Below are 17,200 nucleotides of genomic sequence, written 5' to 3'. Positions count from 1 at the left end.
GTTCTCGGGGGTCCGGTAGGGGACGACCCGGGTAGCGAAGTGGGTGGTGGTCCCGGATCCGTCTGGGGCGGTTCCGGCGACAGGCTGGCCGTATGCCTGGAACGCGGAGCAGCGGCCTGTTGGCCCTCGGCGGGATCGTCCTGGCGGCGGTGCTCGCGGTGATGGGTCACGTCGGGGTGAGCGACGATCTGGATCCCTGGTCGCTGACCGTCAGCGACTTCGCCGTCTCCGATCGGGGCGGCGTCATCGACACCGCGATGGCGGTGCTCGCGGCGGCCAGCGTGGTGCTGCTGCCGGCGCTGCGCCGGGCCGGTGCGGGCCGGGTGCCGCTCGCGCTACTCACCGCCTGGTCGGCCGGGTTGCTGGCCGCGGCGGTGGTGCCCACTAACGAGCCGGGTACGCCGATGGACACCGCCGCGTACGTGCACCGGTACGCCTCGGTGCTGTCGTTCCTGGCCCTGCCCGTGGCCGCCTGGCTGCTGGCCCGCAACCCGGTCGCGGGAGCCGCGGCCTGGCTGCGCGGCCTGACCGTGGCCAGCCTGCTGCTGGCGGGCGCGATGATCTGGTCCGCCTACCCCGGCGACCGGGCCCTGCTGGGCCTGATCGAGCGCGCGCTCATCCTCACGGAGACGGCAGTCATCACCACCCTGGCCCTGCACCTCACCCTGACCAAAGTCGTCGATCATGCAGTTGTGACCCCGCATAGACCGGGCATACCGGTCGGATCGGGGGCCGCAACTCCATGATCGACGAAAGAAAGGGGCTACTCCAGCTCGTGGAGCATGAGCTGGCGGGCGGCCTCGGTGATGGAGCCGGACAGGCTCGGGTAGATGGTGATGGTGTGGGCCAGCTCGTTGACGGTGAGGTTGTTCTCCACCGCCATCGTGATCGGCAGGATCAGCTCGCTGGCCTTCGGCGCCACCACCACGCCGCCGATCACCTGGCCGCTCGCGGGCCGGCAGAACAGCTTGACGAAGCCGTCGGCCAGGTCGTCCATCTTCGCCCGCGCGTTGCCGGACAGCGGCAGCATCACCTGGCGGGCCGGGGTCTTGCCGGCGTCCACCTCGTCCTGGGAGACGCCGACGGTGGCCAGCTCCGGGTCGGTGAAGACGTTCGCCGCGACGGTACGCAGCCGCAGCGGCCGGACCGCCTCGCCCAGCGCGTGCCACATGGCGATCCGGCCCTGCATGGCCGCGACGCTCGCGAGCGGCAGCACGCCGGTGCAGTCGCCGGCCGCGTAGATGCCCGGCACGTTGGTACGGGACACCCGGTCGACAGTCACGTAACCGCCCCGGGCCAGCTCCACGCCGTACTCGGCCAGGCCCAGGTCGGCGGTGTTCGGGATCGAGCCGACGGCGATCAGCGCGTGCGAGCCGGTGACCTGGCGGCCGTCGGAGAGCACCACCTCCACCCCGTCGCCGACGCGGCGGACCGCCTCGGCGCGGGAGTTGTTCAGGATGCTCATGCCCCGGTTGCGGAACACCCGCTCGATCGCCATCGCGGCGTCGGCGTCCTCGTGCGGCATGACCCGGTCCCGGCTGGAGACCAGCGTGACCTTGACGCCCATGGCCAGGTACGCGCTGGCGAACTCGGCGCCGGTCACGCCGGAGCCGACCACGATCAGGTGCTCGGGCAGGTCGGGCAGGTCGTACACCTGACGCCAGGTCAGGATGCGCTCGCCGTCCGGTACGGCGGTGGGCAACTGGCGCGGGGTCGCGCCGGTCGCGACGAGCACCGTCGACGCGGCGATGGAGTACTCCTCGCCGCCGCCGGCCGGGGTGACGATCACGCGGTGGGTGTGGCCGAGCGTGTCCTCGCCCAGCCGGGCGGTGCCGGCCACGAACTCGACGCCGGCCTTGACCAGCTTGGTGTGGATGTCGGCGGACTGCGCCAGCGCGAGCCGCTTGACCCGCTCGTGCACCGCCCGGGCGTCGACGGTGACCGCCTCCAGGCCGTCGGAGTGCACGCCGAACTCCTCGGTGTCCCGGTAGCCGGTGACCACCTCGGAGCTGGCGATGAACGTCTTGGAGGGCACGCAGTCGGAGAGCACGCAGGCGCCGCCGGCCCCCTCCGCCTCGACCACTGTGACCTCGGCGTCCAACTGCGCGGCGACCAGGGCCGCCTCGTACCCGGCCGGCCCGCCGCCGATGATCACGATCTGGCTCACAGCATTAGCCCCTCGTCTGTGCTCACAGTGACTTTCTTCTCCCCGTCGGGTTCGACACGCACTGTCGTATTCTCCCCCACCCGCCAGCCGGGCTATCGTCGTCGCCGTGCGTCTCTACGCTGCTTACGGCTCAAACCTGGACCCGGCCCGCATGCGCGCCTACTGCCCGCATTCGCCGATGGTGGGTACCGGCTGGCTGGAGGGGTGGCGGCTCACCTTCGCCGGCGAGGACGTCATCGGATGGGAGGGCTCGGTCAGCACCGTTGTCGAGTCCCCGGGTGACCGGGTCTTCGTGGCGCTCTACGACATCCACCCGTACGACGCCGCGCAGCTCGACGAGATCGAGGGCGTGACCGCCGAGACGTACCGCAGGCTGACCGTGCGCGTGTCGACGCTCGACGGCGACGTGACCGCGTGGGTCTACGTGTTCGACGGTTACGAGGGCGGTCTGCCCACCGCGTGGTACCTGTCGGAGCTGGCGAACGCCGCGGAGAAGGCGGGCGCGCCGGACGACTACGTCACCGAGCTGCGGTCCCGCCCCACCGGCACCGCGTCCGCGTAGCGCGTCTCCCACACCCACAGTGTGCGCCGTGCGGCCGCACCCGCGCTCGGCGACCCCGGTACGAGGGGTGCCGGGTCACACCCGCGAGGCGGGCACGCTCCGCTCGTACATGTCGACCCAACGCTCCTCCACCAGCCCGACGGAGCGGTAGAGCGTGACCGGTGCGGTCGGGTTGGCCAGGTCGACGCCGAGCCCGGCCCCTTCGCGGCCCTTCGCCGCGTAGACCGCGAAGGCCCGGCGCAGCAGCGCCGCACCCACCCCGCGCCGCCGGTACGCGGGCAGCACCGACAGCGTCCGCACCCACCCCCGGTCCTGGTCGAGCGCCTGGTCGGAGGACTGGAGCGCGCCGGCCGGCTCGCCGTCGACCTCGGCCAGGAACCACTCGTCCCAGACCTTCCCGTACGAGGGCAGCAGGTCCCGCCACTGCTCGAAGTCGAGCGGGTCGTGGTCGGGCGTGTCCCGGAACGCGGTGTCGTAGATCCGGTGGAACAGCCGCAGGTCGTTCTCGTCGTCGGCGCGCAGCGGCCGCACCGTCACCCCGGGCGGGGGCGCCGGTTCGGCGGGCAGGTCGGCCAGCGAGCGGCTCATCCGGATGTAGCGCTTGATCCGGGTGAACCCGGCCTCGGCCAGCTCACCGGCCCAGCGGGTCTCCGGCGCGTACACGCCGGCGCGGGCGGTGAGCGCGGGCAGGCCGCGCTCGGCGGCACGTTCGGCGACCCGCTCCAGCAGCCGCGCCAGCAGCGGCGCGCGCAGGTCGGCGCCACGGTCGGGGTCGACCAGGACGTCCACCCATTCCCGGCCGGCACCGCTGGGGTTGGCCAGGATCGACCAGGCCACCGCCGTACCGTCCGGGTCGGTGACCAGCCAGGAGTCCCGCGCCGGGTCGACGAACGGCGCGATCAGCGCGGACCGCACATCCTCGGCGTCGAAGTCGGGGTAGCCCACGGCGAACGTGTCGGAGGCGTGCACCACAGCCAGGATCGCGGGCACGTCGTCGAGGGTCGGGCGGCGGGCCGACCAGCCGGCGGGGAGCGTCACGGGCCAGATCCTGGCAGCCGGACCAGCGGGGCCGCCTCCCATTTATCCGCGCCGGGCGCGCTTCCGCGCGGCGCCGAGCAGACCCAGCAGCTCCGCCCCCTCGGCGGTGCTGAGCGCGCGGAACGCCGCCGACGCCAGCCGGTCGGTCACCGCCTCGGCCCACAGCCGGCGTCGCACCAGCGGCCCGACCGGCGGGTACGGGGGCGCCCAGCCGCACGCCGCCGCGCCCGCCTCGCCCTCCGGCCCGGCCAGCACCGCCTCCAGCGGGGTCAGCCCGGCCGCGCGTACCGCCAGCAGGTACGCCCCGGCGAAGTGCTCGCGCAGCAGCAGCATGCCGACCGCCGCCCGGGCGCCCGGCGACGGATCGGGCACCGGCATGGCCCGCCAGGCGGCGAACAGCGGCATGCCGCTGCCGTCCGCCGCCTCGACCGCCCGGCCCAGCAGCGCGGCGAGCCGGGACGACTCGGCGCCGTCACCGAGCCGGGCGGTGCCCCACCGGCAGCACTCGGCCAGGTTGGCGGCGGCCACCTCCAGCGGCGGGACGGTGCGCGCGGCGGCGTCCCAGCCGTCGGTGACCGCCTCGGGGGCGATGAAGCCCAGCGCCGCGGCGACCGTCTCGGCGCGGACGTCACCGAGCGCACCGGCCCGTCCGGTGATGTAGAAGGCCCACCCGGAGATGCCCAGCAGCCGCGCCCGGCGCAGCGTGGACGGGCAGCGCGCGAACGCCTCCCCGAGTTCGAGCACCAGCGGTTTGCAGGCGGCGGCGAGCTGTTCCGGAGTCATCGGCCGCCCGTCACTCCACCGTAGCCATTCATCACGCTCAGTCTGCCCGGTCGTCACCGATGTCGGCATCCCCCTCTTCGGCGTCGAGCGCCTCCAACACGGCCTCCACCTCACCGGCCCGGCGCCGGGCCGCGGTGACCGCCCGTTCCGCGCCCCGCCGGGCCAGCCGGGCCCGGCTCAGCTCCTGCTCGGCCACGGCCCGGCGACGCTCCAGCTCGGCCAGTTCGGTCTCGATCCGGTCCAGCGTCGCGGCGCCGTCCCGCTCGGCCGCGTCGGCCGCCGCCAGCTCCTTCTCGGCCCGGTCCAGGTCCGTCCGGGCCCGGGTCAGCTCCCGGGTCGCGGTCCGCCGCCGCCCGGCCCGTTCGGCCCGCGCCGCCCGCTCGTCGCGGGCCCGGCGCGCGTCGGCCCGCTCGGCCGCCCGATCCGGTACGACAGGCGCCTCCTCGCCCCCTGTCACGAGCCGCAGCTGGGGGCGGGGCACCTCGCCGAACCCGGCGTAGTGGCTGGCCCGCAGCAGGCGTCCGGCGCGTACCTGTTCGGCCACCTCGGTGTCCGACAGCGCGGCGTTGAGTGTCGCCTCCACCTCGCCCAGCGGCAGCCGCCCGGCCGGTGGCGCGGCGGGTTCGGTGGCGGCGAGACGGCGTACCTCCGCCACCAGCACGCCCACGACGGCGCGCCGCTGCGCGGACAGTTCCCGCAGCGTGCCGCCGCGCAGGTCGCGTTGCGCGGCGCGTAGCGACTCGGCCAGCTGGCTCAGGTCGGCGACCAGCTCGGGCCGGCGGATGGCGAGCAGGTTGACCAGCCAGGCCGCCACCGTGGGCCGGCGCAGCTTGGCGATCTCGCGGGCGGTACGCGGGTCGCCGGACTGCCGCGCCTGCGCGACGGCGGCGTCCCGGGCCGCGACGAACCGGTCCGGCGGCGTGGCGTAGAGCTGCCGGATCACCTCCGCGGGCACCTCGGCCATGCTCAGACGTCGATCCGGGTGCCCGGCTCCAGACGGCGGTAGTCGGTCTTGGACAACGCGGTGTACTGCCGGTCCAGCACGCCGAGGCCGTTGCCGTTGAGCAGCGCGTCGTGCAGCGCGTACGCCCGGCGCGGGGCGACCGCGCGGATGAAGTCGACCACCTCGGAGAACTTCGACCAGGGCGCGTGGATCGGGGCGAACAGCGTGTCCACCTGCACGTCGTCGGGGACGAACAGCGCGTCGCCCGGGTGGTAGAGGACGTCGGCGAACAGGTAGCCGATGTTCGGGATCACCGGGATGTCCGGGTGGATGACCGCGTGCTGCCCGCCGTACGTCCGCACCGGCACTCCGGCGACGGTGAGCGACTGCCCCGGCGAGACGGTGACGAGCGCCTCGGCGGCGTCGCCGAGCACCCCGGCGAGCGAGGCCGGGCCGTGCACCGGCACCGGCCGCCGCTCCAGCGCCCGGGTGAGCGCGGCGACGTCCACATGGTCCGGGTGTTCGTGGGTGACGAGCACCGCGTCCGCCCCGTCCAGCGCCTCCGGCTCGCTGAAGCCACCCGGGTCGACGACCAGCACCGCCCCGTCGTGCTCCAGCCGGAGACAGGAGTGCGAGTACTTGGTGACGTGCATCGTGACTCCTCGCATACCGAATCGTGATGTCCTCAGCGCAGTCTGCCGGAACCGGCGCGACCACGCGCCACGTCCGAGGTATCGGTCCCGGTGGGCGGGGCCGCCGACGATCGGAGTACGGGGAATGGGTGGACGACGGTTCCGGGGCCTTGCCCTGGTGGCGGTGGGCCTGGTCGCGGCGCTCGCCGTGGGCGCCTGCGGCGCGGACGAGGACAGCGGCGGCGACGCGGCCGCGCCGGCCATGGACGGAGGCGCGGCGCGCGAGCAGCCCGCCGAGGGCGGCGCGGATCGCGACCAGGCGGCTCCCGGCGGCACCGGCGGCGCGGACCTGCGGGTCGACCAGCGGTCCATCATCTACACCGGGACGATGCAGATCCGGGTGGACGATGTGGAGGCCGCGTCGCGGGAGGCGGTCACCGCGGTGACAGCGGCCGGTGGGTTCGTCGGCGGCGACCGGCGGTCGAGCCGCTCCGCCGAGGCCCGGGCGGTGCTGACCCTGCGGGTGCCGGCGGACAAGTTCGCGGGTGTGATCGACCAGCTCGCCGGCCTCGGCCGCCAGGAGCGCCGGGAGATCCGCACCGAGGACGTCACCGAGCAGGTGGTCGACCTGGACGCCCGGATCGCCACCCAGCGGGCGCGGGTGGAGAGCGCCCGCAAGCTGCTCGCCCAGGCGAGTTCGGTGGACGAGCTGGTCCGGCTGGAGAACGAGGTGGGCAGCCGTCAGGCGGACCTGGCCGCGCTGGAGGCGCGCAAGCGCCGGCTGGCGGACCTGACCGCGCTCTCCACCATCACCGTGACGTTGCTCGGGCAGGACGCCAGCACCGCCGAGGAGGAGGCGGATCTGGGCTTCCGCAGCGGGCTGGACGGCGGGTGGACGGCGTTCCGGGCCTCGGCCCGCATCGCGCTGACCGTGCTCGGGGCGGTGCTGCCCTTCGCGGTGGTGATCGGCGTACCGCTGTGGTTGCTGCTCCTGTGGCGGCGCCGGCGGGCCCGGCGTACGCCGCCGCCCGGCCCGGGCGCGATGCCGCAGCCGGGCCTGGGCCCGATGCCGCCGGGCCCGGCCGGTCCGGCCGACGCTCCGGTCAGCGCGCCGCCGCCAGTGCCCGCAGCGCGGTCTGGACCATGAGGCGTACGCCCGCCTCGATGGCGCGCTCGTCCACGTCGAACGAGGCCCGGTGCAGGTCCACATTGGGCCCGGTGCGGCCCACGCCGAGGCGGGCGAGCGCGCCGGGGACGTGCTCCAGGTACCAGGAGAAGTCCTCGCCGCCCATGCTCTGCGGCGTCTCGGCGATGCCGTCGGGGCCGAGCGCGGCGGCGGTGGCGGCGGTGAGCACGCCGATCGCGCCGGCGTCGTTCGTCACCGGCGGCCGGCCGCGCAGGTATTCCAGATCGACAGTGGCGCCGGTGGGCGCGAGAACGTCCCGCACCACCTGAGCCACGATCTTGGGCGCCTCGTCCCAGGTGTCGCGGTCCATCACCCGCAGCGTGCCGGCCGCGCACGCCTCGGAGGGGATGACGTTGTAACGGGTGCCGGCCGAGGCGTGGCCGAACACCAGCAGCAGCCCGCTGTTGGCCGGCACCCGGCGGCTGATCAGGGTCGGGACCTCGGTCACCAGCCGGCCGAGCGCGTCCACCAGGTCGACTGTCAGGTGCGGGCGGGCGGTGTGTCCGCCCGGCCCGGTGAGCCGGACGGTGACGTTGTCGGCGGCGGCGGTGATCGGGCCGACCCGCAGGCCGACCTTGCCCACCGGCAGGTTCGGGTCGCAGTGCAGCGCGAAGATCTGCACCACGTCCTCCAGACCGCCGGCCTCGATGACCTCCAGCGAGCCGCAGGGCAGGATCTCCTCGGCCGGCTGGAAGATCAGCCGTACCCGGCCGTCGAGCTGGCCGATGTCGGCGAGTTGGGCCAGCAGCATGCCGACGCCGAGCATCACCGACGTGTGCACGTCGTGGCCGCAGGCGTGGCAGACGCCCTCCACCGTCGAGCGGTACGGCACGTCCTTCGGGTCGTCCAGCGGGAGCGCGTCGATGTCGGCGCGCAGCGCGATCACCGGGCCGTCCGGGCGTCCGTCGATGTCGCAGATGACGCCGTTGCCCTTCGGCAGCAGGCGCGGCTTCAGCCCGGCGAGGGACAGCTCGCGGTGCACCAGGGCGGCGGTCTCGAACTCCTCGCCGGACAGTTCCGGGTGGGAGTGGAGGTGCCGGCGGGTCGCGATCAGGCCGGGCACGCGCAGCGCGAGGAGATGGTCGAGCTCGAAGGGCAGGGGCTGGGAACCGGTCGGCGCCTCGGGCCGGGACGACGCCAGCGGGCCGCCGGAAGGCAGCGTCAACGCACTCGTCACGTCGAATTCTCGATCACTAGAGATGGATGGATCATCGGGTAGAACAGCAGACAGCCTAGACCTCCGGCGGTGACGCTGCGCAACATCTTTCGCGTAGCGGTCGGACCGCGCAGCGTCACGAATGCCCTGGTGAGAGTGCTCGAATATCTGCGGGACAGCAGGTAGATCACGGTCGGAGCCCGTCATCCGCCTCCCACCTCCTACAACGCGTAACCGTTTCAACGGCCACTAATATCCGGGCCGCTGTTCCGAATTGTCGCATTAGTCGCGGCAATTAACTGCCGCTCGGACAATTGCGCGACAACTGTCGGCTGCCGGAAGACTCCCGACGGTGACATGACCGCCCGGCCGTCGACCGCACAGGCTGTCCGTCCCGTTCATCCGATCCGGTTACCCGAATCGCCGAATCGCACACGCGCGGCACCGGGCGCCACCGCCCGGCCACCCGCCGGGACCGGCCGGGCGCCGTCGCCCGGGAGGGGACCAACGGTACGCCTCAGCGGCCTCGTTTGCCCAGTTCAGACCACTACCGGACGCACGACGGCGGCCCGCGCCGGGCACCTGCGTGCGCCGACGGGACCGCCGCCTGAAAACGTCAGAACCGATCGCTCGGCCGGTAGATCCCCCACACCTCGCGCAGCGTGCCGCACACCTCGCCGACGGTGGCCCGGGCGCGCAGCGCCTCCTTCATCGGATAGAGCACGTTGGCGTCGCCCTCGGCTGCGGAACGCAGCTCGGCCAGTGCGCGCTCCACCGCGCCGGAGTCCCGCTCGGCGCGCAGCCGGGCCAGCCGCTCCCCCTGCGCCGCCTCGATCGCCGGGTCCACCCGCAGCGGCTCGTACGGCTCCTCCTCGTCGATCTGGAACCGGTTGAGGCCGACCACCACCCGCTCACCCGAGTCGATCTCCTGGGCGATCCGGTACGCCGACTGCTCGATCTCGCGCTTCTGGAAACCGGCCTCGATCGCGTCCACCGCCGAACCGTGGTCGAACACGCGGTCCATCAGCTCGGTGGCCGCCGCCTCCACCTCGGCGGTCATCGCCTCCACCACGTACGACCCGGCGAACGGGTCGACGGTGGCGGTCAGGTCCGTCTCGTACGCCAGCACCTGCTGGGTGCGCAGCGCCAGCCGGGCCGCCTTCTCGGTGGGCAGCGCGATCGCCTCGTCGAAGCTGTTCGTGTGCAGCGACTGGGTGCCACCGAGCACCGCGCCGAGGCCCTGCACCGCCACCCGGACCAGGTTCACCTCCGGCTGCTGGGCGGTGAGCTGCACGCCGGCGGTCTGGGTGTGGAACCGCAGCATCATCGACTTCGGGTTCTTCGCGCCGAACTCGTCACGCATCAGCCGGGCCCAGATGCGCCGGGCCGCGCGGAACTTCGCGACCTCCTCCAGCAGCGTGGTGCGGGCCACGAAGAAGAACGACAGGCGGGGCGCGAAGTCGTCCACTGCGAGCCCGGCGGCGAGCGCCGCGCGGACGTACTCCACGCCGTTCGCCAGCGTGAACGCGACCTCCTGCGCGGGCGAGGCGCCGGCCTCGGCCATGTGGTAGCCGGAGATCGAGATGGTGTTCCACTTGGGCACCTCGGCCCGGCAGTAGGCGAACGTGTCGGCGACCAGCCGCAGCGAGGGCTTCGGCGGGAAGATGTACGTCCCCCGGGCGATGTACTCCTTGAGGATGTCGTTCTGGATGGTGCCGTTGAGCGCCGCCCCCGGCACGCCGTTCTCCTCGGCCACGAGCTGGTAGAGCAGCAGCAGCACCGAGCCGGGCGCGTTGATCGTCATCGAGGTGGAGACCTTGTCCAGCGGGATGCCGCCGAACAGCGTGCGCATGTCCTCGATGGAGTCGATGGCGACCCCGACCTTGCCCACCTCGCCGTGCGCGATCGGGTCGTCCGAGTCGTACCCCATCTGGGTGGGCAGGTCGAACGCGACGGACAGGCCCATCGTCCCGGCGCGCAGCAACTGGTGGTACCGCGCGTTGCTCTCGGTCGCGGTGCCGAAGCCGGCGTACTGTCGCATCGTCCAGGGCCGGGAGGTGTACATCGTCGGGTAGACCCCGCGGGTGTACGGGAATTCGCCCGGCTCGCCCAGCCGGGCCTCCAGGTCCGCCGGAAGGTCTGCCGCCGTGTAGACGCCCTGGATCGGGAAACCCGACTCGCTTGACCGCGCATCGCTCATTACCGGATGGTAGGACGCGCTGACCGCCTGGTGGGTGAGGGATACCGCACACCTGGCCACGGCACACCACCGGAGGTGAGCAACCGGCCACATACCGTCGAGTAGGTAAACGCCCGCCGCGTCGGGTTTCGCATCGGGCGTCGGAACCAGCAAGATAGAGGGGTTGTGTCCCAGCCCCCTCGATATCCCCCGGTGGCTTTTCTGTGACTCAGATTCCGACGTGGAGCGGCGGACCGGCCAGTCCCCCCACTGGACGCGCGGCGCCCGGCACCACCATCGGTGGTCGCTACTCGCTGCGCTCCCCGGTGGGCAACGGAGGCATGGGCACGGTCTGGCGGGCCACAGACACATTGCTGCGCCGCGACGTGGCGGTCAAGGAGGTCGTCCTCCCGCCGGGGCTCGCCCCGAGCGACCGCGACGCGCTCTACGAACGGACGCTGCGGGAGGCCCGCGCCGCCGCCGCGATCCAGCACCCGGCCGTGGTGCAGGTCTACGACGTGGTCACCGAGGGCGGCCGGCCGTGGATCGTGATGGAACTGCTGGACGCCCGCAGCCTCGCCGACATGGTGATCGAGGACGGGCCGGTCGCGCCGCGCGCCGTCGCCAAGATCGGCATCGCGTTGCTCGGCGCGCTGGAGGTGGCGCACGCCATCGGTGTGCTGCACCGCGACGTCAAGCCGGCCAACGTGCTGATCTGCTCCGACGGCCGCTGCGTGCTCACCGACTTCGGCGTCGCCCGGATGCCCACCGACGTGCAGCTCACCACGCCGGGCATGGTGCTCGGCTCGCCGCACTTCATCTCCCCCGAGCGGGCCATGGGCCAGGAGTTCGGGCCGCCCAGCGATCTGTTCTCGCTCGGCGTGACGCTCTACACAGCGGTCGAGGGCCGTCCCCCGTTCGACAAGGGCGACCCGATCGAGACCATGCACGCCGTGGTCGAGGACCCGCCCGCCACGCCGCAGCGCAGCGGCCCGCTCACCGGCGTGCTGATGGGGCTGCTGGAGAAGGACCCGGCCCGCCGGATGGACGTGCACCGGGCCCGCGCCAACCTGCGCGAACTGCTCGCCGGGCCGCTGACCAGCACCGCCACCGCGGTCAACTCGGTCACCGACCCGTACGCGGTGGTGCCGGTGCCGCGCCCGACCACGCCGCCGGCCATCGCGGCCGAGCCGAAGCCGAGCGGCCAGATCGGCGGTCGGGCCATGATCGGTCCGGACGAGTCGCTGACCGACCGGCTCGCCGCGCTGCGCCGCGGGGAGCGGCCCGTCGGCGAGAAGCCGGCGGCGGGCGACGCCGCGCTGGACGAGACCAGCGCGGACGCGCTGGCCGGACCGCTGCACACCCCGACCGGCGCGATGTCCGGGCCCGCGCCCGAGGCCACCCAGCGCATTTCGCCGGACGCCACGGTCCGGCTCGGCCAGGGCGCCGGCGCGGACGCCACCCAGCAGGTGCCGACCACCCAGCCGGTCTACGGCCGTGCCGCCGACGCCACCCAGCCGGTGTACGGCGGCGGCAACCAGTGGTCGGTGCCCGGCACCGGCCAGCCGTGGACCACGCCGGCCACCGCTCCGGCCGCCGGTGGTGGCGGCGCGCTCGGCTCGGCCAAGGGCCTGCTCGGCCGGATCAAGGCGTGGCCGCGCAAGGTCCAGCTCGCCGCCGCCGGTGGCCTCGCCGTGGTGCTGCTGGTGAGCGTGATCGCGCTGACCAGCGGCGGCGACGACACGCCACCGCCGATCGTGGGCACGCTGCCGTCGAACTCGGCTGCCGCCGCGCCCGAGATGCAGGAGCAGACCGTCAAGGGCGTGACCATCCAGGTGCCGAAGGGCTGGCAGCGGCAGACCGGCGGCCTCTACGTCGACTACGTCGACCCCGAGGACGAGGGCCGCAAGGTGCGGGTGATCGCCGAGCCGTGGGGCGGCACCTCGATCAGCTGGGCCGAGTTCGCCTCGCGGAACCTGAACAAGAACAGCGCCAAGAGCAAGACCTGTCCCGCCCCCTACACCGAGGTGTCGGTTTCCGAGCAGCCGCTCGCCGGGCAGACCGCGGGCCAGCTCGAATACACCTGCGGCGAGGGTGAGTCCATGCGTCACGGCATCTGGCGGGGCGTGGTCAAGGACGGCAAGGTCTACTCGTTCTACCTCTCCTCGACCGACGCGCGGTTCGCGGAGAGCAAGCCGATCTTCGACGCGATGGTCGGCTCGTTCCAGCTCACCGAGGCGAACTGAGTCGAGGCCGACGGCCAGTGGTGATCCGCCGCCGTGCTATCAAGAGGCAATGGCGGCGGAAACCACTGACCTAGACGACCTTCGCGTCCGAGCCGAGCGCTGGCTCGCCGACGACCCGGACCCGGCCGACCGCGACGAGCTGCGCGCCGTCCTGGACGGGCTGCCCGGCACGGCGACCGACCTGGCCGACCGGTTCGCCGGCCCGCTGACGTTCGGCACCGCCGGACTGCGCGGCCCGCTGCGCGCCGGGCCGAACGGCATGAACCTCGCCGTGGTCACCCAGGCCGCCGCCGGGCTCGTGCGCTGGCTCGCCGCCCAGGGCGGCGAGGGCCCGCTGGTGATCGGGTACGACGCCCGGCGCGGCTCGCTGGCCTTCGCCGAGCGCACCGCCCAGGTGGCCACCGGCGCGGGCCGTCCGGCGCTGCTGCTGCCCCGGCCGTTGCCCACGCCGGTGCTGGCGTTCGCGGTCCGGCAGCTCGGCGCGGTCGCCGGGGTGATGGTGACCGCCAGCCACAACCCGCCGCAGGACAACGGCTACAAGGTCTACCTGGGCGCGCAGCTCGGCGGTGAGCCGGGCGCCGGCGCGCAGATCGTGCCGCCCGCCGACGCCGGCATCGAGGCGGCCATCCGGGCCGTCGGCCCGCTCGCCGAGGTGCCGCTCGGCCCGGTCGGGCAGGTGCTCGGCGACGACCTGGTGGCCGCGTACGTGGAACAGGCCGCCGCCGTGGTGGACCCGACCGGGCCGCGCGACCTGAAGGTGGCGTACACGCCGCTGCACGGGGTGGGCGGCGCGGTGCTGACCGCCGCGTTCGCGCACGCCGGGTTCGGCGTGCCGGGCGTGGTGCCGGAGCAGGCCGAGCCGGACCCGGCGTTCCCGACCGTCAGCTTCCCCAACCCGGAGGAGCCGGGCGCGGTGGACCTGCTCGTCGCGCTCGCCGACCGCACCGGCGCGGATCTCGCCATCGCCAACGACCCGGATGCGGACCGCTGCGCGGTGGCCGTACGCGACGCCGGGTCCTGGCGGATGCTGCGCGGCGACGAGGTGGGCGCGCTGCTCGCCGACCACCTGATGCGACGTGGCGTGACCGGCCTGTACGCCACCACGATCGTGTCCTCGGCGCTGCTGCGGGCCATGGCGGCGGCCCGGGGTCTGCCCTACGACGAGACGCTCACCGGGTTCAAGTGGATCGTCCGGGCCGGCGGCGGCCGGGAGCCGCTCGTGTACGGCTACGAGGAGGCGCTCGGCTACTGCGTCGCGCCGGAGCACGTACGCGACAAGGACGGCATCACCGCCGCGCTGACCGTCGCCGAGCTGGCCGCCGGTCTGAAGGCCGAGGGCCGTACGCTCCTCGACCGGCTGGACGAGCTGGCCGCCGAGTTCGGCGTGCACCACACCGAGCAGCTCTCGGTCCGGGTGGAGGACCTGCGCGTCATCGCGGACTCGATGGCGCGGATCCGGGCGGCCACCCCGACCGCGCTGCTCGGGCAGCCGGTGACCGAGGCGACCGACCTGCTCCCCGACGCGGACGTGGTGATCCTGCGCACCGGCGCGGCCCGGGTGGTGATCCGGCCGTCCGGCACCGAGCCGAAGCTCAAGGCGTACCTGGAGGTGGTGGAGCCGGTGACCGGCGGCGACGTGCCGGCGGCCCGGCAGCGCGCGCGTGCCGCCGTGACCGAGCTGCGCAACGAGATCGCCGCCGCCCTCGGCCTCTGACCGGGTGTAAGGAAGGGCCCCTTATTAACGCCTCGCGTTAATAAGGGGCCCTTCCTCTACCGGAGGCGTTAAGAGGGGGCCCTTCCTTACCGCTTGCCCAGGGCGGCGTCGACGGCCTGGCCCAGCGCGGCGATGACCAGACTGATCGACGGGCGCACCACGCTGTCGTCCAGGCTCACCGTGCCGGAGAACCCGGCGCCGGCGGCGATCTCCTCCAGGCGGCGCCCGGCGTCCTCGGCGGCCGGGCCGGTGAGCCCGAGCGCCGGCTCCATCCGCAGCACCGCGACGAGCGTGGCGAGCGCGGCGGTCCGCTCGTCGGGAAGTTGCCCGCTGGTCAGCGCGTCGGCCAGGCGCTGCCGGATGTCCGCCTCGACCGAGGGGTCCGCCACCGGGTAGCGGTGCACGTGGATGAAGTCCAGCTCGGTCTCCTCCACGTCCCGGACCACGCCCCGCCCGCACAGGTCGGTGAGGATCCGGTCGCGCAGCCCGTGCCGCAGCCGCTGCACCCAGGACGAGGGCGTGTGCGGGGTCTCCGCGGCGATCTTGGCGAGTACGGCGTCGGCGATCGGCTCACCGGTCGGCGCCGGATCGATCACCGCCAGGTTCCCGTCCGCGTACGCGAGCCGTCCGGCCAGGGCCAGCTCGACCAGCACCGCCGCGGCCATGCCCAGGTCAAGGCTGATCCGCGGCATGGTGGCCTTGCCGGTTTCGTCGTCGTACGCGAGGAGCAGCAGCTCTTCGGCGAGCGCAACACCAGTCATGGCCCGGAACGCTAGCGCCTCCCCGCACCCCCGCGCACCAACTCGCCGGGGCAGTCCGGTTCCCGGTGCGGAGGGCCGACCCTCCGCACCGGGACCGGCCTCAGAAACGGGGCATGCCGCCGAACTGGCGGTCGCCGGCGTCACCCAGGCCGGGGACGATGAACTTCGAGTCGTTCAGGCCCTCGTCGATCGAGGCGGTGACCAGGCGCAACGGCAGGCCGGAGCGCTCCAGCCGCTCGATGCCGACCGGCGCGGCCAGCACGCAGAGCACGGTGATGTCGGTGCAGCCGCGGTCGGCGAGCAGCCGGCAGCAGTGCTCCAGCGAGCCGCCGGTGGCGAGCATCGGGTCGAGCACCAGCACCGGCAGGCCGCTGAGGTCGCGCGGCAGCGACTCCATGTACGCGCGGGGCTCGTACGTCTCCTCGTCGCGGGCCAGGCCGACGAAGCCCATCGACGACTCGGGCAGCAGGCCGAGCGCGGCGTCGGCCATGCCGAGGCCGGCCCGCAGCACCGGCACCAGCAGCGGCGGGTTCGCCAGCCGGCTGCCTTCGGTGGCGGTGACCGGGGTCTGGATCGAGTACTTCTCGACCGGGAAGGAGCGCGCGGCCTCGTACACCAGCATGGTGGTGAGTTCGCGCAGCGCCGCCCGGAACGACGACGAGTCGGTCCGGGCGTCCCGCATGGCGGTCAGCCGCGTCTGGGCGAGCGGATGGTCAATGACGGTTACGTCCACGATCGCTCAACCTACCGCTCCGTGGACCGGCGCACGGTGGGTGCGGCCCGACCAGCGACCCCGCTCACGTACGACGCTCGCAACCCGTTCACCGTGACCAAGATCACAGGACTCGCGAGTGCGTACTATTCGGGGCATGACGGCGACAACGACGTCGGCCCGGTCGGATCTCTCCGAGCTGGGACGATCCGAGACCGCTCTGCGGACCTTCCTGCACGGCCTGCCCGGCGTGGACCAGGTCGGCGCGGAGCAGCGGGCGGCGCAGCTCGGCACCCGCTCCATCAAGACCACGGCGAAGGCCGAGGCGATCGACCTGGCGATCCGGATGGTCGACCTGACCACCCTGGAAGGCGCGGACACGCCCGGCAAGGTGCGGGCGCTGGCCGCGAAGGCGCTGCGCCCCGACCCGGCCGATCCGAGTTGCCCGCACGTGGGCGCCGTCTGCGTCTACCCGTCGATGGTCCCGTACGTGGCCGAGGTGCTGCGCGGCAGCGGCGTGCACCTGGCCAGCGTGGCGACCGCGTTCCCGTCCGGTCAGGCCCCGCTGGAGATCAAGCTCGCCGACGTGCGGGCGGCGGTCGAGGCCGGCGCGGACGAGATCGACATGGTGATCAACCGGGGCGCGTTCCTGGCCGGGCGCTACGCCGAGGTCTACGACGAGATCGTGGCCACCAAGGAAGCCTGCGGGGACGCCCACCTCAAGGTGATCCTGGAGACCGGCGAGCTGGCCACGTACGACAACGTGCGGCGGGCGTCCTGGCTCGCCATGCTCGCGGGCGGCGACTTCATCAAGACCTCCACCGGCAAGGTCCCGGTCGCGGCCACCCTGCCGGTGACGCTGGTGATGCTGGAGGCGGTCCGCGACTTCCGCGCCGCCACCGGGCGTCAGGTCGGCGTCAAGCCGGCCGGTGGCATCAAGACCACCAAGGACGCGATCAAGTACCTGGTCATGGTCAACGAGACGGTCGGCGCCGACTGGCTGAGCCCGGACTGGTTCCGGTTCGGCGCGTCGAGCCTGCTCAACGACCTGCTCATGCAGCGCACCAAGCTGACGACCGGCGTCTACGCCGGCCCCGACTACTTCACCCTGGACTGAACGC

15 protein-coding genes are annotated in these 17,200 nt (G+C 73.4%); 6 read left to right on the top strand and 9 right to left on the bottom strand.

What is annotated here, in order from left to right; all coding sequences use genetic code 11:
* Positions 1-92: 92 nt before the first annotated feature.
* Positions 93-746: a DUF998 domain-containing protein gene (locus PVK74_RS25350; protein WP_274477396.1), complete on the top strand. Its 654-nt coding sequence runs from the start codon at positions 93-95 to the stop codon at positions 744-746.
* A 17-nt stretch (positions 747-763) separates the two neighbouring features.
* On the opposite strand, the gene PVK74_RS25345 is transcribed toward PVK74_RS25350, so the two are convergent.
* On the bottom strand, positions 764-2,167 hold the full coding sequence (locus tag PVK74_RS25345; protein WP_043326713.1) for an NAD(P)H-quinone dehydrogenase: 1,404 nt from the start codon (positions 2,165-2,167) through the stop codon (positions 764-766).
* A 106-nt stretch (positions 2,168-2,273) separates the two neighbouring features.
* Here PVK74_RS25345 and PVK74_RS25340 point away from each other — a divergent pair, with 106 nt between their 5' ends.
* Entirely contained in the window at positions 2,274-2,729 is a 456-nt protein-coding gene (locus PVK74_RS25340; RefSeq protein ID WP_030501227.1) for a gamma-glutamylcyclotransferase, read from the top strand.
* A 75-nt stretch (positions 2,730-2,804) separates the two neighbouring features.
* On the opposite strand, the gene PVK74_RS25335 is transcribed toward PVK74_RS25340, so the two are convergent.
* From PVK74_RS25335 to PVK74_RS25320, 4 genes are read right to left on the bottom strand one after another with little or no spacing between them, the layout of a single operon-like run.
* A complete protein-coding gene (locus PVK74_RS25335; protein WP_064447638.1) occupies positions 2,805-3,767 on the bottom strand; it encodes a GNAT family N-acetyltransferase in 963 nt (320 codons plus the stop codon).
* A 42-nt stretch (positions 3,768-3,809) separates the two neighbouring features.
* Positions 3,810-4,550, bottom strand: a complete 741-nt coding sequence (locus PVK74_RS25330) for an SCO6745 family protein (protein ID WP_064447637.1) — start codon at positions 4,548-4,550, stop codon at positions 3,810-3,812.
* A gap of 37 nt (positions 4,551-4,587) precedes the next feature.
* On the bottom strand, positions 4,588-5,514 hold the full coding sequence (locus tag PVK74_RS25325) for a hypothetical protein (protein WP_274477395.1): 927 nt from the start codon (positions 5,512-5,514) through the stop codon (positions 4,588-4,590).
* Positions 5,515-5,516: 2 nt separating this feature from the next.
* The gene (locus PVK74_RS25320; RefSeq protein ID WP_043326720.1) at positions 5,517-6,146 is read right to left on the bottom strand and encodes an MBL fold metallo-hydrolase; all 630 of its coding nucleotides are present in this window, start codon (positions 6,144-6,146) and stop codon (positions 5,517-5,519) included.
* Between the two features lie 124 nt (positions 6,147-6,270).
* Here PVK74_RS25320 and PVK74_RS25315 point away from each other — a divergent pair, with 124 nt between their 5' ends.
* On the top strand, positions 6,271-7,272 hold the full coding sequence (locus PVK74_RS25315) for a DUF4349 domain-containing protein (RefSeq protein ID WP_274477394.1): 1,002 nt from the start codon (positions 6,271-6,273) through the stop codon (positions 7,270-7,272).
* On the opposite strand, the gene PVK74_RS25310 is transcribed toward PVK74_RS25315, so the two are convergent.
* Positions 7,229-8,488, bottom strand: a complete 1,260-nt coding sequence (locus PVK74_RS25310; RefSeq protein ID WP_274477393.1) for an amidohydrolase — start codon at positions 8,486-8,488, stop codon at positions 7,229-7,231. The genes PVK74_RS25315 and PVK74_RS25310 overlap by 44 nt on opposite strands.
* Positions 8,489-9,083: 595 nt before the next feature.
* Positions 9,084-10,667 (bottom strand): acyl-CoA mutase large subunit family protein, encoded by a 1,584-nt coding sequence (locus PVK74_RS25305; protein ID WP_043326726.1) that lies wholly within the window; start codon positions 10,665-10,667, stop codon positions 9,084-9,086.
* A gap of 203 nt (positions 10,668-10,870) precedes the next feature.
* Here PVK74_RS25305 and PVK74_RS25300 point away from each other — a divergent pair, with 203 nt between their 5' ends.
* Positions 10,871-12,892: a serine/threonine-protein kinase gene (locus PVK74_RS25300; RefSeq protein ID WP_274477392.1), complete on the top strand. Its 2,022-nt coding sequence runs from the start codon at positions 10,871-10,873 to the stop codon at positions 12,890-12,892.
* Between the two features lie 49 nt (positions 12,893-12,941).
* Complete coding sequence (locus tag PVK74_RS25295; protein ID WP_274477391.1) at positions 12,942-14,606, top strand: phospho-sugar mutase; 1,665 nt, start codon at positions 12,942-12,944, stop codon at positions 14,604-14,606.
* Positions 14,607-14,692: 86 nt separating this feature from the next.
* On the opposite strand, the gene PVK74_RS25290 is transcribed toward PVK74_RS25295, so the two are convergent.
* Together PVK74_RS25290 and upp are read right to left on the bottom strand one after the other, a co-directional pair.
* Positions 14,693-15,367, bottom strand: a complete 675-nt coding sequence (locus PVK74_RS25290; protein ID WP_030501217.1) for a GOLPH3/VPS74 family protein — start codon at positions 15,365-15,367, stop codon at positions 14,693-14,695.
* Between the two features lie 100 nt (positions 15,368-15,467).
* Complete coding sequence (upp, locus tag PVK74_RS25285; RefSeq protein WP_043326733.1) at positions 15,468-16,100, bottom strand: uracil phosphoribosyltransferase; 633 nt, start codon at positions 16,098-16,100, stop codon at positions 15,468-15,470.
* 136 nt (positions 16,101-16,236) lie between these two features.
* Between upp and deoC the strand changes: the two genes are divergently transcribed.
* Positions 16,237-17,196 carry a deoxyribose-phosphate aldolase gene (gene deoC, locus PVK74_RS25280; RefSeq protein ID WP_030501215.1) on the top strand — a complete coding sequence of 320 codons (960 nt, stop codon included), beginning with the start codon at positions 16,237-16,239 and terminating at the stop codon, positions 17,194-17,196.
* The last annotated feature ends 4 nt before the right edge of the window (positions 17,197-17,200 follow it).

The organism is Micromonospora chalcea (assembly GCF_028768405.1).
Taxonomy (GTDB): domain Bacteria; phylum Actinomycetota; class Actinomycetes; order Mycobacteriales; family Micromonosporaceae; genus Micromonospora; species Micromonospora chalcea.
This window is presented reverse-complemented; position numbering and strand designations above follow the sequence as displayed.

Excerpts from the sequence above, each read along its gene's own strand:
- PVK74_RS25350 (WP_274477396.1), top strand. The coding sequence starts at position 93 with ATGCCTGGAACGCGGAGCAGCGGCCTGTTGGCCCTCGGCGGGATCGTC.
- PVK74_RS25330 (WP_064447637.1), bottom strand. The coding sequence starts at position 4,550 with ATGACTCCGGAACAGCTCGCCGCCGCCTGCAAACCGCTGGTGCTCGAA.
- PVK74_RS25325 (WP_274477395.1), bottom strand. The coding sequence starts at position 5,514 with ATGGCCGAGGTGCCCGCGGAGGTGATCCGGCAGCTCTACGCCACGCCG.
- PVK74_RS25320 (WP_043326720.1), bottom strand. The coding sequence starts at position 6,146 with ATGCACGTCACCAAGTACTCGCACTCCTGTCTCCGGCTGGAGCACGAC.
- PVK74_RS25315 (WP_274477394.1), top strand. The coding sequence starts at position 6,271 with ATGGGTGGACGACGGTTCCGGGGCCTTGCCCTGGTGGCGGTGGGCCTG.
- PVK74_RS25305 (WP_043326726.1), bottom strand. The coding sequence starts at position 10,667 with ATGAGCGATGCGCGGTCAAGCGAGTCGGGTTTCCCGATCCAGGGCGTC.
- PVK74_RS25295 (WP_274477391.1), top strand. The coding sequence starts at position 12,942 with ATGGCGGCGGAAACCACTGACCTAGACGACCTTCGCGTCCGAGCCGAG.
- PVK74_RS25290 (WP_030501217.1), bottom strand. The coding sequence starts at position 15,367 with ATGACTGGTGTTGCGCTCGCCGAAGAGCTGCTGCTCCTCGCGTACGAC.
- deoC (WP_030501215.1), top strand. The coding sequence starts at position 16,237 with ATGACGGCGACAACGACGTCGGCCCGGTCGGATCTCTCCGAGCTGGGA.